Here is a 15,328-nt window from a genome sequence, read left to right as displayed (position 1 = left end):
CCGGTGCTGTTCGCGCTCGGGACGCCGGTCGCGTTCGTCGCGCTGGTCGTCTCCTTCCTGTCCGGTGTGATGCTGCGCGCGGTCGCCATCCGTTTCACCGCGCGCGTCGTCGGCCTGGCCGAACGCAACGAGCCCCTCGCGCCCAGCCTGCGCCACGACATCGACCCGTTCGGGGCGGTCGGCGCCGCGCTCGGCGGGATGGGCTGGGGCAAGACCCTCACCGTCGACGACGTCCAGCGCTGGCGCGGCCGGGGCCGGGCCGCCGCGGTCTTCGCCGCCGGCCCGGTCGCCTGCATCCTCGCCGGCGAACTGCTGGTCGCGGCGTTCGCGCTGTCGACGCCGGACGCGAGCGTCTTCCAGTACCTGACCGTCGGCATGGTGCTGCACGGCGTCAGCGGCTCGGTGATCGCCGAGATCCTGCTGCCGTTCGGCGTCGGCCTGCTGGCGTTCGGCCTGCTCGCGCTGGTGCCGATCCCGCCGCTGGACGGCTTCGGGATCATGTACAACGCGCTGCGCAAGCCCGGCCCGGGCATGCAGTGGATGCGCCTCTGGTTCGAGGACAAGAACATCGGCGTCGTGCTCCTGCTGGTCTTCAGCCTGTTCCCCACCGGCTATCCGGGCATTCTGCTGATCCTGGATATCCTGGGCAACTTCTTCCTCCGCATCTGGGGATAACCCAACTTCAAGATCTTTTTTGCCTACGCTGCGGCCAATAACTGATCGTCGCTCCCGCGGGGACCCTTCCGACCTGAGCAGGGCGCTGGCGCGCCCTGAACGCTCAGGCCGAAAGGGCGACGTCCGCGGGTGGTTGCGGTTCCAAGATCACTGCTTTTGGAGGAGTCGGCGCCAGGCGACCGTGGCGACGGCCTTGAACTCGCCGGGGGACATCGAGATGGCGCGGCCCAGCTTGTCGGCGCGGTCGAAGATCTCCCTACGGGCCTTCGTGGGGTGGCCGGCGTCGAACGGCGGCCGCGGGTCGTACTCGATGTAGAGCTGGATGGTCTCGGCGTGGTCGCGCCCGGCGATCTCGCCGGTCAGCCACAGCGCCAGGTCCAGCCCGGCGGAGACACCGGCGGCCGTGACGATCCGGCCGGCCCGGACGATCCGCTCGTCGCGGCGGGCCTCGGCGCCGAACGCCTTGAGCGCGCCCTGTGCCAGCCAGTGCGTGGTCGCCGGCTTGCCGTCGAGCAGGCCGGCCGCGGCCAGGATCAGCGCGCCGGAGCAGACCGAGGTGGTCCAGGTGGTGGTCGGGTGCACCCGCTGCAGCCAGGCGATCAGCTGCCGGTCGGCCATCGCGGTGGCGGTGTTCGGCCCGGAGCCGGGGACCAGCACCAGATCCGGGCTCGGCGTCTCGTCGAAGCTGTGGGTGACGCCGAGGACCAGCACGTTGCTGTCGGTCATCAGCGGTCCCGGCTCCGCGCCGACGAAGCGGAGCTCGGCGTCCGGCAGGAAGCGCAGGATCTCGTACGGGCCGATGGCGTCCAGGGCGGTCATGCCGGGATAGAGCACGATGGCGATCTGCATACCGCCGATGCTGGCCGGGCCGGCGCTCAGCCGCCGCTCCCGGCCGCCGACGGGTCCGGAATCGTGGGCAGCCGTGCCGGATCCCTGGGATCGGCGCCGCGCGCGGACCGGTACCGCGACGGGGGCATGTCGTAGCGGTCCTGGAAGGCCTGCCGCAGCGACTCCGTCGAGCCGAAACCGCAGCGCCGGGCGACCGCGGACAGCGGCAGCGGGGTCGCGGTGAGCAGGTGCGCGGCCGCCTCGGTGCGCGCCCGGCGCACGTACTGAGCGGGCGTGAGCTGCACATACGTATGGAACAGCCGGGCCAGGTGCCGCTCGCTGACCCCGAACCGGTGGGCCAGCGCACCCGTGGTCAGGTCGTCGGTGAGGTGCCCGGCGATGTGGTCGGTGGCCCGGCGCACCACGAAGTCGTCGGCCCCGCGCCGGGCCAGGAACATGCTGATCTGCGCCTGCCCGCCGGGCCGCTGCAGGTAGGCGACCGTGCCCAGGGCCACCCCGCGGGAGACCGCCGGCCCGTTGTCCTCCTCGATGAACGCGAGCGCCAGGTCGAGCGCGCTGGTCACGCCCCCGGAGGTGGTCACGTGACCGTCCCGGATCCACACCGGCTCCGCGTCGACGAGCACCTCGGGGTAGCGGCCGGCCAGCGTGGCCGCGTATCTCCAGTGGGTGGTGGCGCGGCGCCCGTCGAGCAGCCCGGCCTCGGCCAGCACGGTCGAGCCGGTGCAGACCGACGCGACCCGGCGGGCCAGCGGGGCTAGCCGCCGCACGTGCCCGATCAGGTGCCGGCTGGCCGCCGCCCGCTCGTGCCCGTTCCCGCCGGTGACCAGCAGCGTGTCCAGCCGCTCGTTGACCCGTTCGAGCTCGGCGCCGGCCTCCAGCCGCAGCCCGGAGTCGCAGGCGATCGGCCGCCGCCCGAGCGTGGCCAGGACGGTCCGGTACGGCGGGTCGGCGCCGATCCGGTTCGCGATGTCCAGCGCCGACGTGACGCAGGCGATGTCGAGCAGCTCCGCCCCGTCGTAGGCGACGACGACGAACACCCGCTCGGTCATGCCGGCCAGTCTAGGAAGCGGCTGCTCGCACGGCTGACCGATGTCGAACCGGCTGACCGGTAACGGGGGATTCGGGTAGCGTTCCGGTGACTTACGGTGATCGTCCCGGGAGATGCGGATATGGAGAAGACGCTCTGCTTCCGCTGTGGGGGAGACGTGCCGGGCGACCAGCGGTGGTGCGGCTACTGCGCCGCGCCGGTGGTCACCGCCGGCCCGCCGGTGCCGGCCACGTCTGTGCCGCCGACGGAGCCAGCGTCCGCGCCGCTGGTGGAGGTCGCGTCCGGGCCGCCGGATCCGGGGGCGGTTCCGGGCCTCGGGGCGGGGGCTTCCGCCGTACGGCGCAAAGGTCTTCTGGTTTTTGGTCTTGTCGGTGTTCTGCTGACGGTGGGCGGCCTGGTGACGATGGTGGCCGCGCGGCCGGGGGACAGCCCGCGCGGGGCCGCCGAGCGGTATTTCGACGCGCTCGCCGACGGTGACGCCCCGGCCGCGCTGCGCTGGGTCGCCTCCGGCAGCCAGCTCGACACCGGGCAGTATCCGCTGCTCAGCGACGCGGCCCTGGACGCCGACCGGGTCCGCCCGCGGGACGTCGAGGTGGGTGACGACATGGCGGCCGGCGGCCAGTTCGGCACCGCGGCCCGCTCGGTCCGGGTGGTCTACCGGGCCGGCGGCCAGACCGTCGCGCAGGAGCTGGTGGCGGTCGAGGAGAGCGGCGAGTGGCGGCTGCGGCTGCCGTTCGTGGTGCTCGGCGTCGACGGCCAGCGCGGGCGCGCGGTCACCGTGAACGGGATCGGCCTGGGCACCGCCGAGCGGGTCACCGTGGCGTTCCCCGGCTCCTACGAGGCGGTCGCGGCCGGCAACACCCTGCTGGCGGAGAGCCGGGCGACCGCGGTCGCGCAGGCCAACGGCGTCGTCGACTACGTGGCGCCGCTGCGGTTCGGTGTGCCGGAGCTGGCCGGCGGCGCCAGGGAGAACATCCGGGGGCAGGTGCGGACCGCCCTGGACACGTGCGCCCGGAGCCCGCTGGCGCAGCCGGGCGGGTGTCCGTTCGGCCTCGGCGTGCCCGGCACGAACGTCGCCGTGACCTGGTCGGTCGCCACGTATCCGCAGGTCGACGTCCGGACCGACAGCATCATGTGGTTCGGCGGCGCCGCGGTGCAGCTGGTCGACGACGGCACCGGGAAGGTGCATTGGAGCGCCACCTACACCGACTTCAGCGGGGCGAAGAAGGCGCAGAGCGGCGACACCGCGTTCCGGCTCAACGGCACCGCGCAGGCGACGCCGACCGGGATTCAGGTGTCCCTGATCTGACCCGCCCCGAATCGATTGGGAAGTGAGGACTCATGACCATGTCCGCTCTCGGCCCCGGCAACGGCGATGTCGCGTACCGGATGCAGGGCCTGCGGCACACCCGGGCAGAGACCGGGCCGGACGACTCGGTTCCGGCCGGAACCCTGCTCCGGCTCTGGCTGTCGGCGGCCGTCCCGGCGCTGATCATCTGGGCGGCGTTCGCGTTCCTGGCGCTGTTCGTCTTCGCGGTGTCCGAGCCGAACGCGTTCGGCGACAGCACGCCCGGGGACGAGGTGCTCGCGATCGGGTCGCTGCTCAGCTTCATCGTCTTCTGGCTGGTGCTGCTCTCGGCCCGGGTCGACGAGCCGCTCGGCGAGTGGCGGACGCTGATCGAGGAGCGGTGGCAGAGCGCGGACTCGGCGTACGCGGCGATCTACGCGACGCTGCGCCGGCGGGGGATCCCGGTGGCGGCCGACGCGGTCCGGGTGCGCAGTGACCTGCTGCCCCCGGAGGTGCTCAACAACCGCTTGGTGATCACGGATCACCACTGCCAGATCTTCATTTCCCTCTTTCCGTACGGCAGCAGCCTCTACCTGGGCTGGACCATGTCCCGGAGCCGGCGCGGGGCGGCGCTGCTCGGGCGCTTCCTGCGGGACCTGGTCGGCGGGATGTCCGGGCGCACCGGGCCGGTCGAGCGGATGCTGCGGGCCGAGCGGGCCCGGGCACTGCGGGAGGCCGTGCACGCCGCGGTCCGGGAGGGGGCTGAGGTGGCGGCGCAGGGGGTGATGGTGGCGCCCGGGCCGGCGTTCGGCGCCGAGGTGCCGGTGCGGGACCTGCGCGCCCGGGCCGAATCGGCCTACCCGCCGCATCCCGCCGCGGCCCCGGCGTCTGCCCCGCCCGTTTATGTGGCGCCGCCGGCGCCGGGTCCTGATCCTTACGCGGCGCCGACGCCGACGCCGGCTCCGGTCGAGGTGCACAAGCCGCGGCCGCATCCGGCGCCGTCCGAGGGCGCCGACCCGCCGATCAGTTGAGAACCGCTCCGGGCCGTCGCGCGACCTGCGCGGCGGCCCGCCTGCTTTACCCCGTTCATCTGCCGGAACAGCGTTTCCGTGCGTCACTTGTGACGTTGGTAGGGCGTGAGCCCGGAGCGCGTTGACACAGCCATGGTCTACGGTCGGCACGTGCTTGAAGAGCCTGCCCAGCCGGTGTCTGCCGACGAGCTGCCGCCCGATCCGGCGCCCGACACGCTGTCCGCCGCCTCCGATGATGCGGCGGCGGTCGCCGTGGCGGAGGCGGATTCCGGAAAGTTCACGGTCAAGCTGCACAACTTCGAGGGCCCGTTCGACCTGCTGCTGCAGCTGATCGGCAAGCACAAGCTGGACGTCACCGAGGTCGCGCTGCACGTGGTGACCGACGAGTTCATCTCGTACATCCGGGCCATGGGCGACGACTGGGACCTCGACGAGACCAGCGAGTTCCTGCTGGTCGCGGCCACGTTGCTGGACCTGAAGGCGGCCCGGCTGCTGCCGTCGGCCGAGGTGGAGGACGAGGAGGACCTGGCGCTGCTGGAGGCGCGGGACCTGCTCTTCGCCCGGCTGTTGCAGTACAAGGCGTACAAGGAGGCCGCCGCGCACCTCTCCGAGCTGGAGGGGATCGGCGCGCGTCGCTGGCCGCGAATGGTCACCCTGGAGGCGCAGTACGCGGAGGCGCTGCCCGAGCTGGTGCTCGGCATCGGCCCGGCCCGGCTGTTCAAGCTGGCGCTCAAGCAGTTCACCCCGAAACCCGGCCCGCCGCAGGTCTCGATCGCGCACATCCACCAGGTGCGGGTCAGCGTCCGCGAGCACGCGGAGATGCTGCGGGACCGGCTGCGGCGGATCGGGGTGGCCACGTTCAGCCTGCTGGTGGCCGACTGTGACAGCCTGCTCGAGGTGGTGGCCCGGTTCCTCGCGCTGCTCGAGCTGTACCGGCAGGACCTGATCGACTTCGAGCAGCCGGTGTCGCTGGACGAGCTGACCGTTCGCTGGATCGGCGGTGACCAGGAGGCCGAGCTGTCCGTCGACGACTACGAGGGCGACCCGGAGAAGATCACCGGTAGGTCGGACCGTCCGGAGGGCACCGGATCCGACGACGACCCCGATATCGGTACCGGTTCGGACGAAACGCCTGCGGGCGAGCTTGACTCGGCCGTACTGGATGACGATCTTGACGAGGGCGACGAGGCGGCCCTGGAGGAGAAGCAGCAGTGAGCGACGAGCGTCAGGATTCCCTGGCCGCGCAGATGGGCGCGTGGGTGCCGCCGTGGGAGCGCAACCGCGACGAACTGGACCGCGACTTCCAGGAGGAGGCCGAGGAGACGGCGGCCGAGGAGACCGTGCCGGAGGCTGTCGACGCCCCGCAGGAGTTGCCGGCGGACGACGAGCCGGAGCCGGAGGTGCCGCTGCCCGACTCGATCGAGGAGGCCGCCGAGGAAGCGCCCGCCGAGGACGCGCCCGACGAGCCCGCGCCGGTGGACGAGCCCGCGCGTCCCGAGGCCGAGGTCACCGGCTACCTGGCCGGCTTCCACGACACCGCCGCGCGGCTGGCGAGTGAGCCTGTCGCCGAGATCACGCCGGTCGCGGCCGAGATCCCGGCCCAGGCCACGGGCCCACGCGGTGGCGAGGACGACGGCCGTACCGAAGAGAAGGTTCTGGATGGTCCTGAGTTGGCCGCCGCCCTGGAAGCGATCCTGCTCGTGGTCGACGAGCCGACCAACGAGCTGAAGCTCGCCGAGGTCCTGGAGCAGCCGGTCGAGCGCGTCGCCCGGGCGCTGGACGACATCTCGGCGCGCTACACCGCCGCCGGGCACGGCTTCGACCTGCGCCGGGCGGCCGGCGGCTGGCGGTTGTACACCCGGCCGGAGTACGCGACGTACGTCGAACGGTTCGTTCTCGACGGACAGTCCACCCGGCTCACCCAGGCTGCCCTGGAGACACTCGCCGTGGTCGCCTACAAGCAGCCGGTAACCAGGTCGCGTATCTCGGCCATCCGCGGTGTGAACTGTGACGGTGTCATGCGTACGCTGGTCACTCGTGGCCTGATCGAAGAAGTCGGCACCGAGCCGGAAACCGGGGCATATCTGTACCGGACCACCGCTCTGTTCCTGGAGAAGCTCGGCCTGAACTCGGTCGATCAGTTGCCGCCCCTCGCTCCATTCCTGCCCGACGATGTGGAAGAAGTGCTCGATGCCTCAGGCTGACACCGCCGAACGCCTTCAGAAAGTCCTGGCCTCGGCCGGTGTTGGATCCCGGCGCGCCTGTGAAGACCTGATCTTCAAGCGGCGCGTCACGGTCAACGGCCGGGTCGCCAAGCTCGGCGACAAGGTCGACCCGGCCACCGCGGAGATCTACGTCGACGGGGCGCGGGTGATCACCAACACCAAGCTGGTCTACGTCGCGCTGAACAAGCCGCGCGGCGTCGTCTCCAGCCTCGACGACGAGAAGGGCCGCTCCGAGCTCGCCGACTTCCTGCAGGTCAACTTCGAGCAGCGGCTGTTCCACGTGGGCCGGCTCGACGCCGACTCGGAGGGGCTGCTGCTGCTCACCAACGACGGCACGCTCGCGCACAAGCTGATGCACCCGTCGTTCGGGGTCAGCAAGACGTACCTGGCCGAGGTGGTCGGGCCGCTGCCCCGCACGGTCGGCCGCGCCCTGCAGAGCGGCGTCATGCTCGACGACGGCCCGGCGAAGGTGGACTCGTTCCGCCTGGTCGACGCGATCGGCAAGACCGCGCAGGTGGAGATCACCCTGCACGAGGGCCGCAAGCACATCGTCCGGCGGATGATGGACGAGGTCGGCCACCCGGTGACCCGCCTGATCCGTACGTCGGTGGGCCCGATCCGCCTCGGCGACCTGCGCCCCGGCGGTTTCCGGCACCTGGCCAACGCCGAGGTCGCGGCCCTGTTCAAGGCGGTCGGCGACGAGGTCGAGGTCTGACGTGCCTGGTCGGCGGGCCCACCCCGGGCCCGCCGGTCGTCGTCAGCAGAGGATGTCGGCGCCCGGGTCGCTCGCGCTGCCGTAGGGCTTGACCACCGACATCTTCGAGATCACCGGGTTCCCGCCGAGCGGCTTGAGCGGCGTGCAGTCGAAGCTGCGCTCAACGACGGTCAGCCGGAACGACTCCGGCATGTTCTCCTCCTTGAGGCCGGCCAGCGCCTCCGGATTCGACGCGTACGCGACCTTCGCCTCGGCGAACGCGTCGGCCTTGCCGACCAGGCGGACCGCGCTGTGGCCGGGCAGCGTCTCCAGCACCTTCTGGATCGCGTCCTTCTGCGGCTGGGTGGTGCCGTCCTTGAGGATCACCACCATGGTGTATTTCTCCTCGGGGATCCGCCGCCAGCCGGACTGGTAGAGCCCACCGGCCGCGACACCGGCCCCGACCAGCAGCGCGACCACGACGGCCACCACCAGCGACAGCCGCCGCGACTTCGGCTTCGGCGCGGGCTTCTCCACCGCGAACCGCGAGGAGACCGGCTTCTCGACCGGCTCGGGCTGCGTTTCGGCGGGCTCAGGCGTCTCCGGGGAATTGTCACTCACGATCGCGGAACATTACCGGTCCGTGGCTACTCGTGGGTATCTTCCGCCCGGCGTTTTTCCCGCAGCTCTATCGCCGCCTCCGCGTAAGCCGGGTCGGTGAACTCCGGCGTCGTCCCCGGCACCCGGGGCAGGACGCCGACGGCGGGGTGCGCCGCCCGGAACCGGGCCAGGGCCGCCGGCGTGATCCGGGTGCCGACCACGTCGAGATGGGTCAGCGCGAAACGGCCGAGCGCCGGCAGCACCTCGTCGGTGACCGGGGTTCCGCGCATCGTCAGTGAGCCCAGCTCCCGTACCCCGGCCAGCAGTGCGCTGTGGTCGCCGCCGTGCAGGGCCAGCGAGTCGAGGCGGGCGGGCAGGCGCGCGGGCCCGGCGACCACGTCGCCCCACAGGGTCAGCCGCCGGAGCCCGGCCGGCCACGTGTCCGCCAGCCACAGCTCCCCGGCGCCGTGGAGATCGAGCTCCTCGGCGTTCGGCGGCAGCGCGGCCTGACCCCACGGCCGGCCGGGCAACCCGGTGATCTTCAGGCTGCGCAGCTCGGTGAGCGGCGGGCCGCCCAGCCGGAAGTCGCCGGCCCCGCTCAGGTGCAGCCGCAGGTGCCGCAGCCGGGGAAAGCGGCGGTAGTCCGCCCAGGTCGAGGCCGGATGCTCGAGGATCTCGGCGTTCGGCAGGGCGGGCACCTCGTCCAGCGGGGTGTGCAGGTCGAGCGACCAGACCCGGTCGGCGTTCCGGACGAGCTGGGCCAGATCGTCGGCGTCCTGGCACTCGGCGCGCAGATAGAGGCTGAACCGGCCAGCGCACGGGCGCGGGCGGCGGCCGCCGCGAACCGCTCGGCGAAGGTGATGCGATCCACGCGCGCGAATCTACTCGGTAGGTTGGCGGGGTGCTGGTGATCCCGGAGGGGCTGCGGGCCTCTCACCAGAGGTACTTCGGGGCGGCGACGGCCGAGTGGGTGGCCGGGCTGCCGGCGCTGGCCGAGCGGTGCCTGGAGCAGTGGGGGCTGCGCGTGGACGGGCCGGCCGGGCACGGGGCGGTGGCGCTTGTCGTGCCGGTGCGGCGGGCCGACGGGACCGGGGCGGTGCTGAAGCTGCAGCCCGTCGACGACGAGACCGTGGGGGAGCCGGTCGCGCTGCGGGCCTGGGCCGGGCGCGGGGCGGTCCGGCTGCTGGAGCACGACCCGGGGACGGGGTCGATGCTGCTGGAGCGGCTGGACGCGGGGCGGTCGCTCGGTTCGGTCCCGGACGTGCGGGTGGCACTCCGTACGCTCAGCGAGGTTTTGTCCCGGCTGCATGCCGTCGCCGCGCCGCCGGGCCTGCGCCGCCTGTCGGACGCCGCGTCCGGTCTTCTGGAGCGCGCCCCGCGCGCGATCCCCGGCCTGCCCGACCCGGCCGACCGCGACCTGGCCCGCACGTGTGTCGCGGCGCTGCGCGAGGTGCTGCCCGAGCCCGGTGACCGGCTGCTGCACTGGGATCTGCACTACGAGAACGTGCTGGCCGATCCGGACGGCGGCGGCTGGGTCGCGATCGATCCGAAGCCGCTGGCCGGGGATCCCGGGTTCGAGCTGCTGCCGGCGCTGCACAACCGCTGGCCGGAGATCGATCCGCTGCCCTGCTTCGACCTGATGACCGAGGTGCTGGGTCTGGACCGGCAGCGCGCGGCCCGCTGGACCCTGGCCCGGGTGCTGCAGAACCTGGTGTGGGCGGCCGAGGAGGGCGTCACGAGCTGGTCCGCCCACCCCGACCGCGCGATCGCCGAAGCCCTGCTGACCCGCTACTGATCGAGGAACGTGTGCAGAGCGGCGTTGAAGGCGGCCGGCTGCTCCAGGTTGGGCAGGTGGCCGGCGCCGTCGATGACGCTCAGCATCGACTCCGGGATCAGGTGGTGCATCAGCTCGGCGTCGGCGACCGGGGTGAACTCGTCGTCGCGGCCGACCACGACCAGGGTCGGCACGGTGATCGTGGTGAGCAGCTTGCGGTAGTCGGGCCGTTCGGCGCGGCCGCGCAGGGCCGCCGCGGCGCCCGCCGGGGACGTGGTGACCATCATGTGGTGGACGTGCTCGGCGACCCGGGGCATCGCCGGGACGTTGTAGGCGGCCATCATCTTCGGCAGGTTCTCGGTGGCGTACCCGGTCATCCCGGCGGCGAGCAGCTCGTCGGCGACCCGGTTGCGGTGGGCGTGCCCCTCCGGGGTCTCGCCCTGGGCGAACGTGTCGGCCAGCACCAGCCCGACGATCCGGTCGGCGAAGAGCCGGTAGCACTCCATCACGATCTGGCCGCCCATCGACAGGCCGCCCAGCACCACCTCGTCGAGCTCCAGGTGGTCGATCAGCGCGAACGTGTCCCGGGCGAAGGTCTCCAGCGGGGTGAGCCCCGGGACGACCGTGCTCTCGCCGTAGCCGCGCAGGTCGGCGGCGATCACCCGGTAGCCCTCGGCGGCCAGCGCGGAGAACTGCGGCCACCACATCGAACGGTTGAACGGGTGGCCGTGCACCAGCACGAAGGCGGGGCCGTCGCCGTAGTCGTCGTAGCTGACCGAGATGCCGTTGACGGCTGCCGTGCGTGTCATGGCAACACAGTAGAAATCCGGACACCGATGCGGAAGGTCCAATATCGGCGAGGTGGCATACGCCTCACGACATCCGGGTCAGGGCGAGCCGGGCGCGGGCGGCGGCCTCCGGCGGGATGTCCGGGTCGGCGAGCGCGGCTCGCAGCACCCCGGCCGCCCGCGGGTCGCGGCGCACGTTGTGCAGGAACTCGGCGAGCCGGAACAACCGCACGTAGCGCGGCTCGGACGGGATCGGCCCGTCCACCGGCGCCGCCTCGGCGTCCCGGACCAATAGTTCCTCCGCCTCGTCGAGCCGGCCCTGCCCGGCCAGCAGCCGGATCAGCGCGTCGGCGGCCCGGGTCGCGTGCATCCGCCAGGCCGGGCGCAGCAGCTGCTCGGCCTCGTCGGCGCGGCCGCGCTGCTCGGCGACGGTGGCCAGGTTGACCACCGCGGCCCAGTCGCCCTCGTCCATCGCCCGGCGGAACCACGCCTCGGCCTCCTCGGCGTGCCCGCGGGCCAGCTCGACCGTGCCCAGGTCGTTGAAGGCCGGGAAGACCCGCCGGCCGGCGGCGGTGCGCAGCCAGCCGGCCGCCTGGTCCAGGTCGCCGGCGTGCCGCAGGACCACCCCGAGCGCGTACGCCGCCGGCCCGCTCCCGGCATCGGCCGCCTCCCGCCACAGCCCCGCCGCCACGTGCTCGTGCCCGGCCCGGTGCTCCTGCTCGGCGCGCCGGCGCAGCTCGGCGGCGACCACCGGCTCCGGGTCGGGCCGCGGCCGGGGTGGCCGGGTGAGCAGGCCGGTCCCGTCGGCGGCGGGGTGCGCGGCCACGTCGAACGTGCCGAGGGCGGGCTCGGTGCCGGGCCGGCCGTTGGCCGGGTCCCAGTGGTCCGGGAACTGCTCCCAGACCGGCAGCCGGGCGGTCGCGCCGCCCGGCAGGACCCGGGTCATCCCGCCGGCCGCGGTGACGTCCAGGTCCCAGTGCACGACGTCGACGCGGCCGCCGTCCTCGATCTCCGCGGTGAGCCGCCAGCGCAGCCAGCCGGGGTGCTCGGTGACCGGGGCGAGGACCAGGGTGCGGGCCTGGCCGGCCGGGACGAGCAGGGGTGGTCGCTCGGCGGTGCCGAGCGGGGACACCGCCGGTGGCCGGTCGTCGAGCAGGATCGCGGCGTCCGGCACGGCCAGCGGCCGGTACGCGGCGACCGAGCGCTGCAGGGACTCCAGCAGGTCCGGGCTGAGGACCAGGTCGGGCATCCGCCGGGAGATCAGGCTGAGCCCGGCCGAGCCCGGGAACGGGCCGGTGGAGCGCACGGAGGCGGTCAATGTGCGTACCGTGACCGGGTTTTCCGGCGGCGCGGAGACGGTGAGCGCGAGGTTGTGGCCGGTGCTCGGGATCCAGTGACCCTCGGGGCCGGTCGCGCCGCCCGGCGCGAGGACGACCGCGGCGTGCGTCCGCGTCGTGACCCGCACCGCGTATCCGGCGTCCGCCGGGACGCCCCGGGCGGCGACCGTCCGCAGCGGACGCTGCATGACGTAGAGCGCCTGCCCGTCCGGCGCGATCACCGGCTGCCCCGGATCCGCGTCGCCGCGCAGCGCCACGGTCCCGGAGAACCCGGCCACCAGCAGCACGCCCAGCCAGGCCGGCCAGGCGGTGATCCCGCCCGCGACCAGTGGCGCGGCGCCGGCGAGCGCGGGCAGGCCGAAGCTGAGGAGCGCGGTGTCCCGGCGGCCGGCCACCGGTCAGCCTGGGATGCCGTGCCGGGCGGCGGTCCGGAACGGTTGCCCGGCCAGGTCGATCCGCAGCGCCCCGGTCTGCCCGCCGGCCGACCAGTCGAGCCAGAGCCGCCACCGCACGTCGCCGCTGTCGGTGTGCACCGCCATGTCGAACACCTCCGTCCGGTGGTGGGCCAGCCGGTACGGAAAACCGGCCGTCAGCACCCGGGGCGGCTGCTCGTCGAGCCGCACCTCGAAGCGGCGCACCGGCACCGCCGCCGCGTGCCGGGACAGGTCGCCCCGGCCGTCGCCGCGCTCCAGGACCTCGGCGCGCAGCCCGGTGAGCAGCACCGGGACCGCCGACAGCCCGGTGACCACGACCTGCACGGTGTGCCCGGCGGCCGGCACGTCGACGGTCCGGTCCCCGTCGGTGAGGGCCACGTAGTCCAGGTCGGTGATCCGCACGGCGTAGCCGACCGGGCCGGCCGGGGCCGGGCGGCGGCGCGGCCGGTCCTGGGTCAGCCAGCCGACCAGGGCGGCGCCGAGCACGCCGCCGGTCGAGGCGAACGCGGCGCCGGGAGTCCAGATCAGCATCGCGGCCGCGCCGAGCGCGACCAGGGTCAGGGCTGTCCCGGTGAGCAGGGCCGGGCGTGTTCCGCTTTTCCGCATCGCACCCCCCGTCAGCAGGCGACGACCGTCGGTAAGGGGATTCACGATAGCAACGGAACGCGATCTTGTCCGTCTTCTGTGGACGGTCGGTTACCCCGCGATGAGCAGTCCAGATGTCCGCTTGAGCGTGATGCGATCGATCTCGCTATATGGTTTTCCGGTGCCGGGCAGGGCGTCCGCGAGCGTACGCACGGTGAGCGTGGTGCTGTCACCCGCCCTGGTGGGTGGAACGACATCGACGGCAATGAAGGCGTATCCGTCGTAGCGGACCTGCGACCAGTCCACCGACTCCGGCACCCGCAGTCCGGTCGGCGCGCCTTTGCCCTTCTTCGGCTTGTTCTTCTCCTTCGCCCAGAAGTAGCCGTTCGCCACGGTCGAGGTGGTGTTCTCCTTCCCGCTGGGTTTGTGGCCGCGGTACCGCTGCCCCTCGGGGAGCAGTTGCTCGCCCTTCGGCGTCACCCCGGCCGGCGCCGGCGCCTCGGCACCCGGCGCCGGGCGGAACGGGTACCGCGGCCGCCCGCCCGACCCGACGCAGACGTAGATCGTCCCGTCGGTGGCCGGGTTCACCGTGGACCCGTCCGGCGCCGCCCTGGTGCGCTTGCCGTGCCGGATCGGGTCGGTGCGCTCGAACAGGTGGTTGTGCCCCTGCACGGCCAGGTCCACCTGGTACTTGGTGAACAGCGGCTCGACCGCGGCGCGCAGCCCGCCGTCCGAGGCGTGGTTGTGCGCGGTGGAGAACAGGCAGTGGTGGAAGAAGACCACGATGAAGTCCACTCCGGACCCGGCCGTCCGCCACCGCTTCAGCGTCTCCTTCAGCCAGGCGACCTGCGCGCCGCCGGAGTAGCCGAAGTTCGACTGCAACTCCCAGGACAGCTCGTTGGCGTCCAGCGAGATCAGGCCCACGTTGCCGTACGCGAACCGGTAGACCGACGGGCAGCCCTTCGGCCCGTTCGCCGGGAAGTCCAGCCGCCGCACGTGCCCGCCGTAGCCGTGCGTCGGGCTGCCGCCCAGGTAGGACGTGTTGCCGTAGACCGGTTCCATGTCGTGGTTGCCGGTCGCGAACATCCACGGCGTGTAGGCCGCCTGCGGTTCGATCTGATTCAGGAACACATCCCAGACGTACGGGTTGAACAGGTTTCGCCCGGCCGGGGCCTTGCCGGTGAGCGCCGTGGTGTCGTCGGCCGGCAGCCCGGTCCCGGACGGGTTGGCGTAGCAGATGTCCCCGGCGAGCAGCGTGAACGCCGGCCGTTGGGTGGTCATCAGGCGGGTCATGCTCAGTGCGGGGTGCTTGTCGGTGCCCTTCGGCCCGCCGACCGGGTCGAGGACGCCGTACGCCCGGTTGTCGAAGACACCCTTCGGCCACGGGGTGGGCGCGGTCTTCCAGGCGAACGCCGGATCCTTCGGCGCGGTGTCCGTGCCGACGTCGGCGAACGCGGTGAAGGTGAACGGCTTGGCCGACTCCGGCGCGGTGGTGAAGTGCGCGTCGCCGCTGACCGTGCCGTCGGAGAGCCGCACCCGGTAGTGGTAGACGGTGTCCGGCTTCAGTCCGGTGATCCGGGCCTTGGCGTAGAACTGGCTGCCGACCGGGCCGCCGGGGATCGCGTACTGGCCGGTCAGATGCTTGATCCCGGCCTCGACCCGGGTGCCGTAGACACCGGGCCGGTCGCCGACGTCGACGAACGCGCGCAGCTTGGCCGGCAGCGCGCCGGTGCTGCTGGACAGCTGCGCGGTCACCGCCATCGCGTCCAGGGGTATGTCACCGGCCCCCGGCACGAACGACAGGTGCCGCCCGGAGACCACCACGCCCGCGCTCCCGGCCGTGCCGCCACCCGCCGCGAAAGCCCGCCTGGCCAGCGCGAACTGGCTGCCCAGGCCGGCCATCGCGGTCAACAGCAGGGACCGCCGGGTCACCGCCTGACGGGAGAGAAGCTGCTGGTTCCACTCGCTGAACTCGTCGACCGTGAACGTCACATACCGGA

The 15,328-nt window shown here is 72.9% G+C and carries 15 protein-coding genes; 7 read left to right on the top strand and 8 right to left on the bottom strand.

Annotated elements, in window-relative coordinates:
- The first annotated feature begins 3 nt into the window (after nt 1-3).
- On the top strand, nt 4-675 hold the full coding sequence (locus L3i22_RS42610; protein WP_221323119.1) for a hypothetical protein: 672 nt from the start codon (nt 4-6) through the stop codon (nt 673-675).
- A 147-nt stretch (nt 676-822) separates the two neighbouring features.
- Here the strand turns inward: L3i22_RS42610 and L3i22_RS42605 are convergent, their stop codons facing one another.
- The gene (locus L3i22_RS42605) at nt 823-1,524 is read right to left on the bottom strand and encodes a DJ-1/PfpI family protein (protein WP_221323118.1); all 702 of its coding nucleotides are present in this window, start codon (nt 1,522-1,524) and stop codon (nt 823-825) included.
- A gap of 26 nt (nt 1,525-1,550) precedes the next feature.
- Complete coding sequence (locus tag L3i22_RS42600) at nt 1,551-2,573, bottom strand: GlxA family transcriptional regulator (RefSeq protein ID WP_221323117.1); 1,023 nt, start codon at nt 2,571-2,573, stop codon at nt 1,551-1,553.
- A 120-nt stretch (nt 2,574-2,693) separates the two neighbouring features.
- Here L3i22_RS42600 and L3i22_RS42595 point away from each other — a divergent pair, with 120 nt between their 5' ends.
- The 5 genes from L3i22_RS42595 (at nt 2,694) to L3i22_RS42575 (ending at nt 7,831) form a co-directional block, all read left to right on the top strand.
- The gene (locus L3i22_RS42595) at nt 2,694-3,881 is read left to right on the top strand and encodes a hypothetical protein (RefSeq protein WP_221323116.1); all 1,188 of its coding nucleotides are present in this window, start codon (nt 2,694-2,696) and stop codon (nt 3,879-3,881) included.
- A gap of 32 nt (nt 3,882-3,913) precedes the next feature.
- Nucleotides 3,914-4,891 (top strand): adhesin, encoded by a 978-nt coding sequence (locus L3i22_RS42590; RefSeq protein ID WP_221323115.1) that lies wholly within the window; start codon nt 3,914-3,916, stop codon nt 4,889-4,891.
- A gap of 132 nt (nt 4,892-5,023) precedes the next feature.
- Entirely contained in the window at nt 5,024-6,106 is a 1,083-nt protein-coding gene (locus L3i22_RS42585) for a ScpA family protein (RefSeq protein WP_221323114.1), read from the top strand.
- On the top strand, nt 6,103-7,095 hold the full coding sequence (scpB, locus tag L3i22_RS42580) for an SMC-Scp complex subunit ScpB (RefSeq protein ID WP_221323113.1): 993 nt from the start codon (nt 6,103-6,105) through the stop codon (nt 7,093-7,095). The genes L3i22_RS42585 and scpB overlap by 4 nt, the downstream gene beginning before the upstream one ends.
- The gene (locus L3i22_RS42575) at nt 7,064-7,831 is read left to right on the top strand and encodes a pseudouridine synthase (protein ID WP_221323112.1); all 768 of its coding nucleotides are present in this window, start codon (nt 7,064-7,066) and stop codon (nt 7,829-7,831) included. Before scpB ends, L3i22_RS42575 begins: the two co-directional genes overlap by 32 nt.
- 42 nt (nt 7,832-7,873) lie before the next feature.
- Here the strand turns inward: L3i22_RS42575 and L3i22_RS42570 are convergent, their stop codons facing one another.
- Nucleotides 7,874-8,431: a permease-like cell division protein FtsX gene (locus L3i22_RS42570; protein ID WP_221323111.1), complete on the bottom strand. Its 558-nt coding sequence runs from the start codon at nt 8,429-8,431 to the stop codon at nt 7,874-7,876.
- A 26-nt stretch (nt 8,432-8,457) separates the two neighbouring features.
- Nucleotides 8,458-9,108 (bottom strand): hypothetical protein, encoded by a 651-nt coding sequence (locus tag L3i22_RS42565; RefSeq protein WP_221323110.1) that lies wholly within the window; start codon nt 9,106-9,108, stop codon nt 8,458-8,460.
- A gap of 203 nt (nt 9,109-9,311) precedes the next feature.
- Here L3i22_RS42565 and L3i22_RS42560 point away from each other — a divergent pair, with 203 nt between their 5' ends.
- A complete protein-coding gene (locus L3i22_RS42560) occupies nt 9,312-10,205 on the top strand; it encodes an aminoglycoside phosphotransferase family protein (protein ID WP_221323109.1) in 894 nt (297 codons plus the stop codon).
- Here L3i22_RS42560 and L3i22_RS42555 read toward each other — a convergent pair.
- From L3i22_RS42555 to L3i22_RS42540, 4 genes are all read right to left on the bottom strand, one after another.
- On the bottom strand, nt 10,199-10,993 hold the full coding sequence (locus tag L3i22_RS42555; protein WP_221323108.1) for an alpha/beta fold hydrolase: 795 nt from the start codon (nt 10,991-10,993) through the stop codon (nt 10,199-10,201). The genes L3i22_RS42560 and L3i22_RS42555 overlap by 7 nt on opposite strands.
- Nucleotides 10,994-11,057: 64 nt before the next feature.
- A complete protein-coding gene (locus L3i22_RS42550; RefSeq protein WP_221323107.1) occupies nt 11,058-12,704 on the bottom strand; it encodes a lipopolysaccharide assembly protein LapB in 1,647 nt (548 codons plus the stop codon).
- A 3-nt stretch (nt 12,705-12,707) separates the two neighbouring features.
- The gene (locus tag L3i22_RS42545) at nt 12,708-13,349 is read right to left on the bottom strand and encodes a hypothetical protein (RefSeq protein WP_221323106.1); all 642 of its coding nucleotides are present in this window, start codon (nt 13,347-13,349) and stop codon (nt 12,708-12,710) included.
- A gap of 90 nt (nt 13,350-13,439) precedes the next feature.
- Nucleotides 13,440-15,320, bottom strand: a complete 1,881-nt coding sequence (locus L3i22_RS42540; protein ID WP_221323105.1) for a metallophosphoesterase family protein — start codon at nt 15,318-15,320, stop codon at nt 13,440-13,442.
- Nucleotides 15,321-15,328 lie beyond the last annotated feature (8 nt).

Source organism: Actinoplanes sp. L3-i22 (genome assembly GCF_019704555.1).
Classification (GTDB): Bacteria; Actinomycetota; Actinomycetes; order Mycobacteriales; family Micromonosporaceae; genus Actinoplanes.
The sequence above is the reverse complement of the archived record's forward strand: the minus strand, read 5'-3'. Positions and strand labels throughout refer to the sequence as shown.

What these genes read in the sequence shown, in the direction of transcription:
- L3i22_RS42545 (WP_221323106.1), bottom strand. Translation starts at nt 13,349, where the DNA reads ATGCGGAAAAGCGGAACACGCCCGGCCCTGCTCACCGGGACAGCCCTG.
- L3i22_RS42600 (WP_221323117.1), bottom strand. Translation starts at nt 2,573, where the DNA reads ATGACCGAGCGGGTGTTCGTCGTCGTCGCCTACGACGGGGCGGAGCTG.
- L3i22_RS42595 (WP_221323116.1), top strand. Translation starts at nt 2,694, where the DNA reads ATGGAGAAGACGCTCTGCTTCCGCTGTGGGGGAGACGTGCCGGGCGAC.
- L3i22_RS42575 (WP_221323112.1), top strand. Translation starts at nt 7,064, where the DNA reads ATGTGGAAGAAGTGCTCGATGCCTCAGGCTGACACCGCCGAACGCCTT.
- L3i22_RS42555 (WP_221323108.1), bottom strand. Translation starts at nt 10,993, where the DNA reads ATGACACGCACGGCAGCCGTCAACGGCATCTCGGTCAGCTACGACGAC.
- L3i22_RS42585 (WP_221323114.1), top strand. Translation starts at nt 5,024, where the DNA reads ATGGTCTACGGTCGGCACGTGCTTGAAGAGCCTGCCCAGCCGGTGTCT.
- L3i22_RS42605 (WP_221323118.1), bottom strand. Translation starts at nt 1,524, where the DNA reads ATGCAGATCGCCATCGTGCTCTATCCCGGCATGACCGCCCTGGACGCC.
- L3i22_RS42590 (WP_221323115.1), top strand. Translation starts at nt 3,914, where the DNA reads ATGACCATGTCCGCTCTCGGCCCCGGCAACGGCGATGTCGCGTACCGG.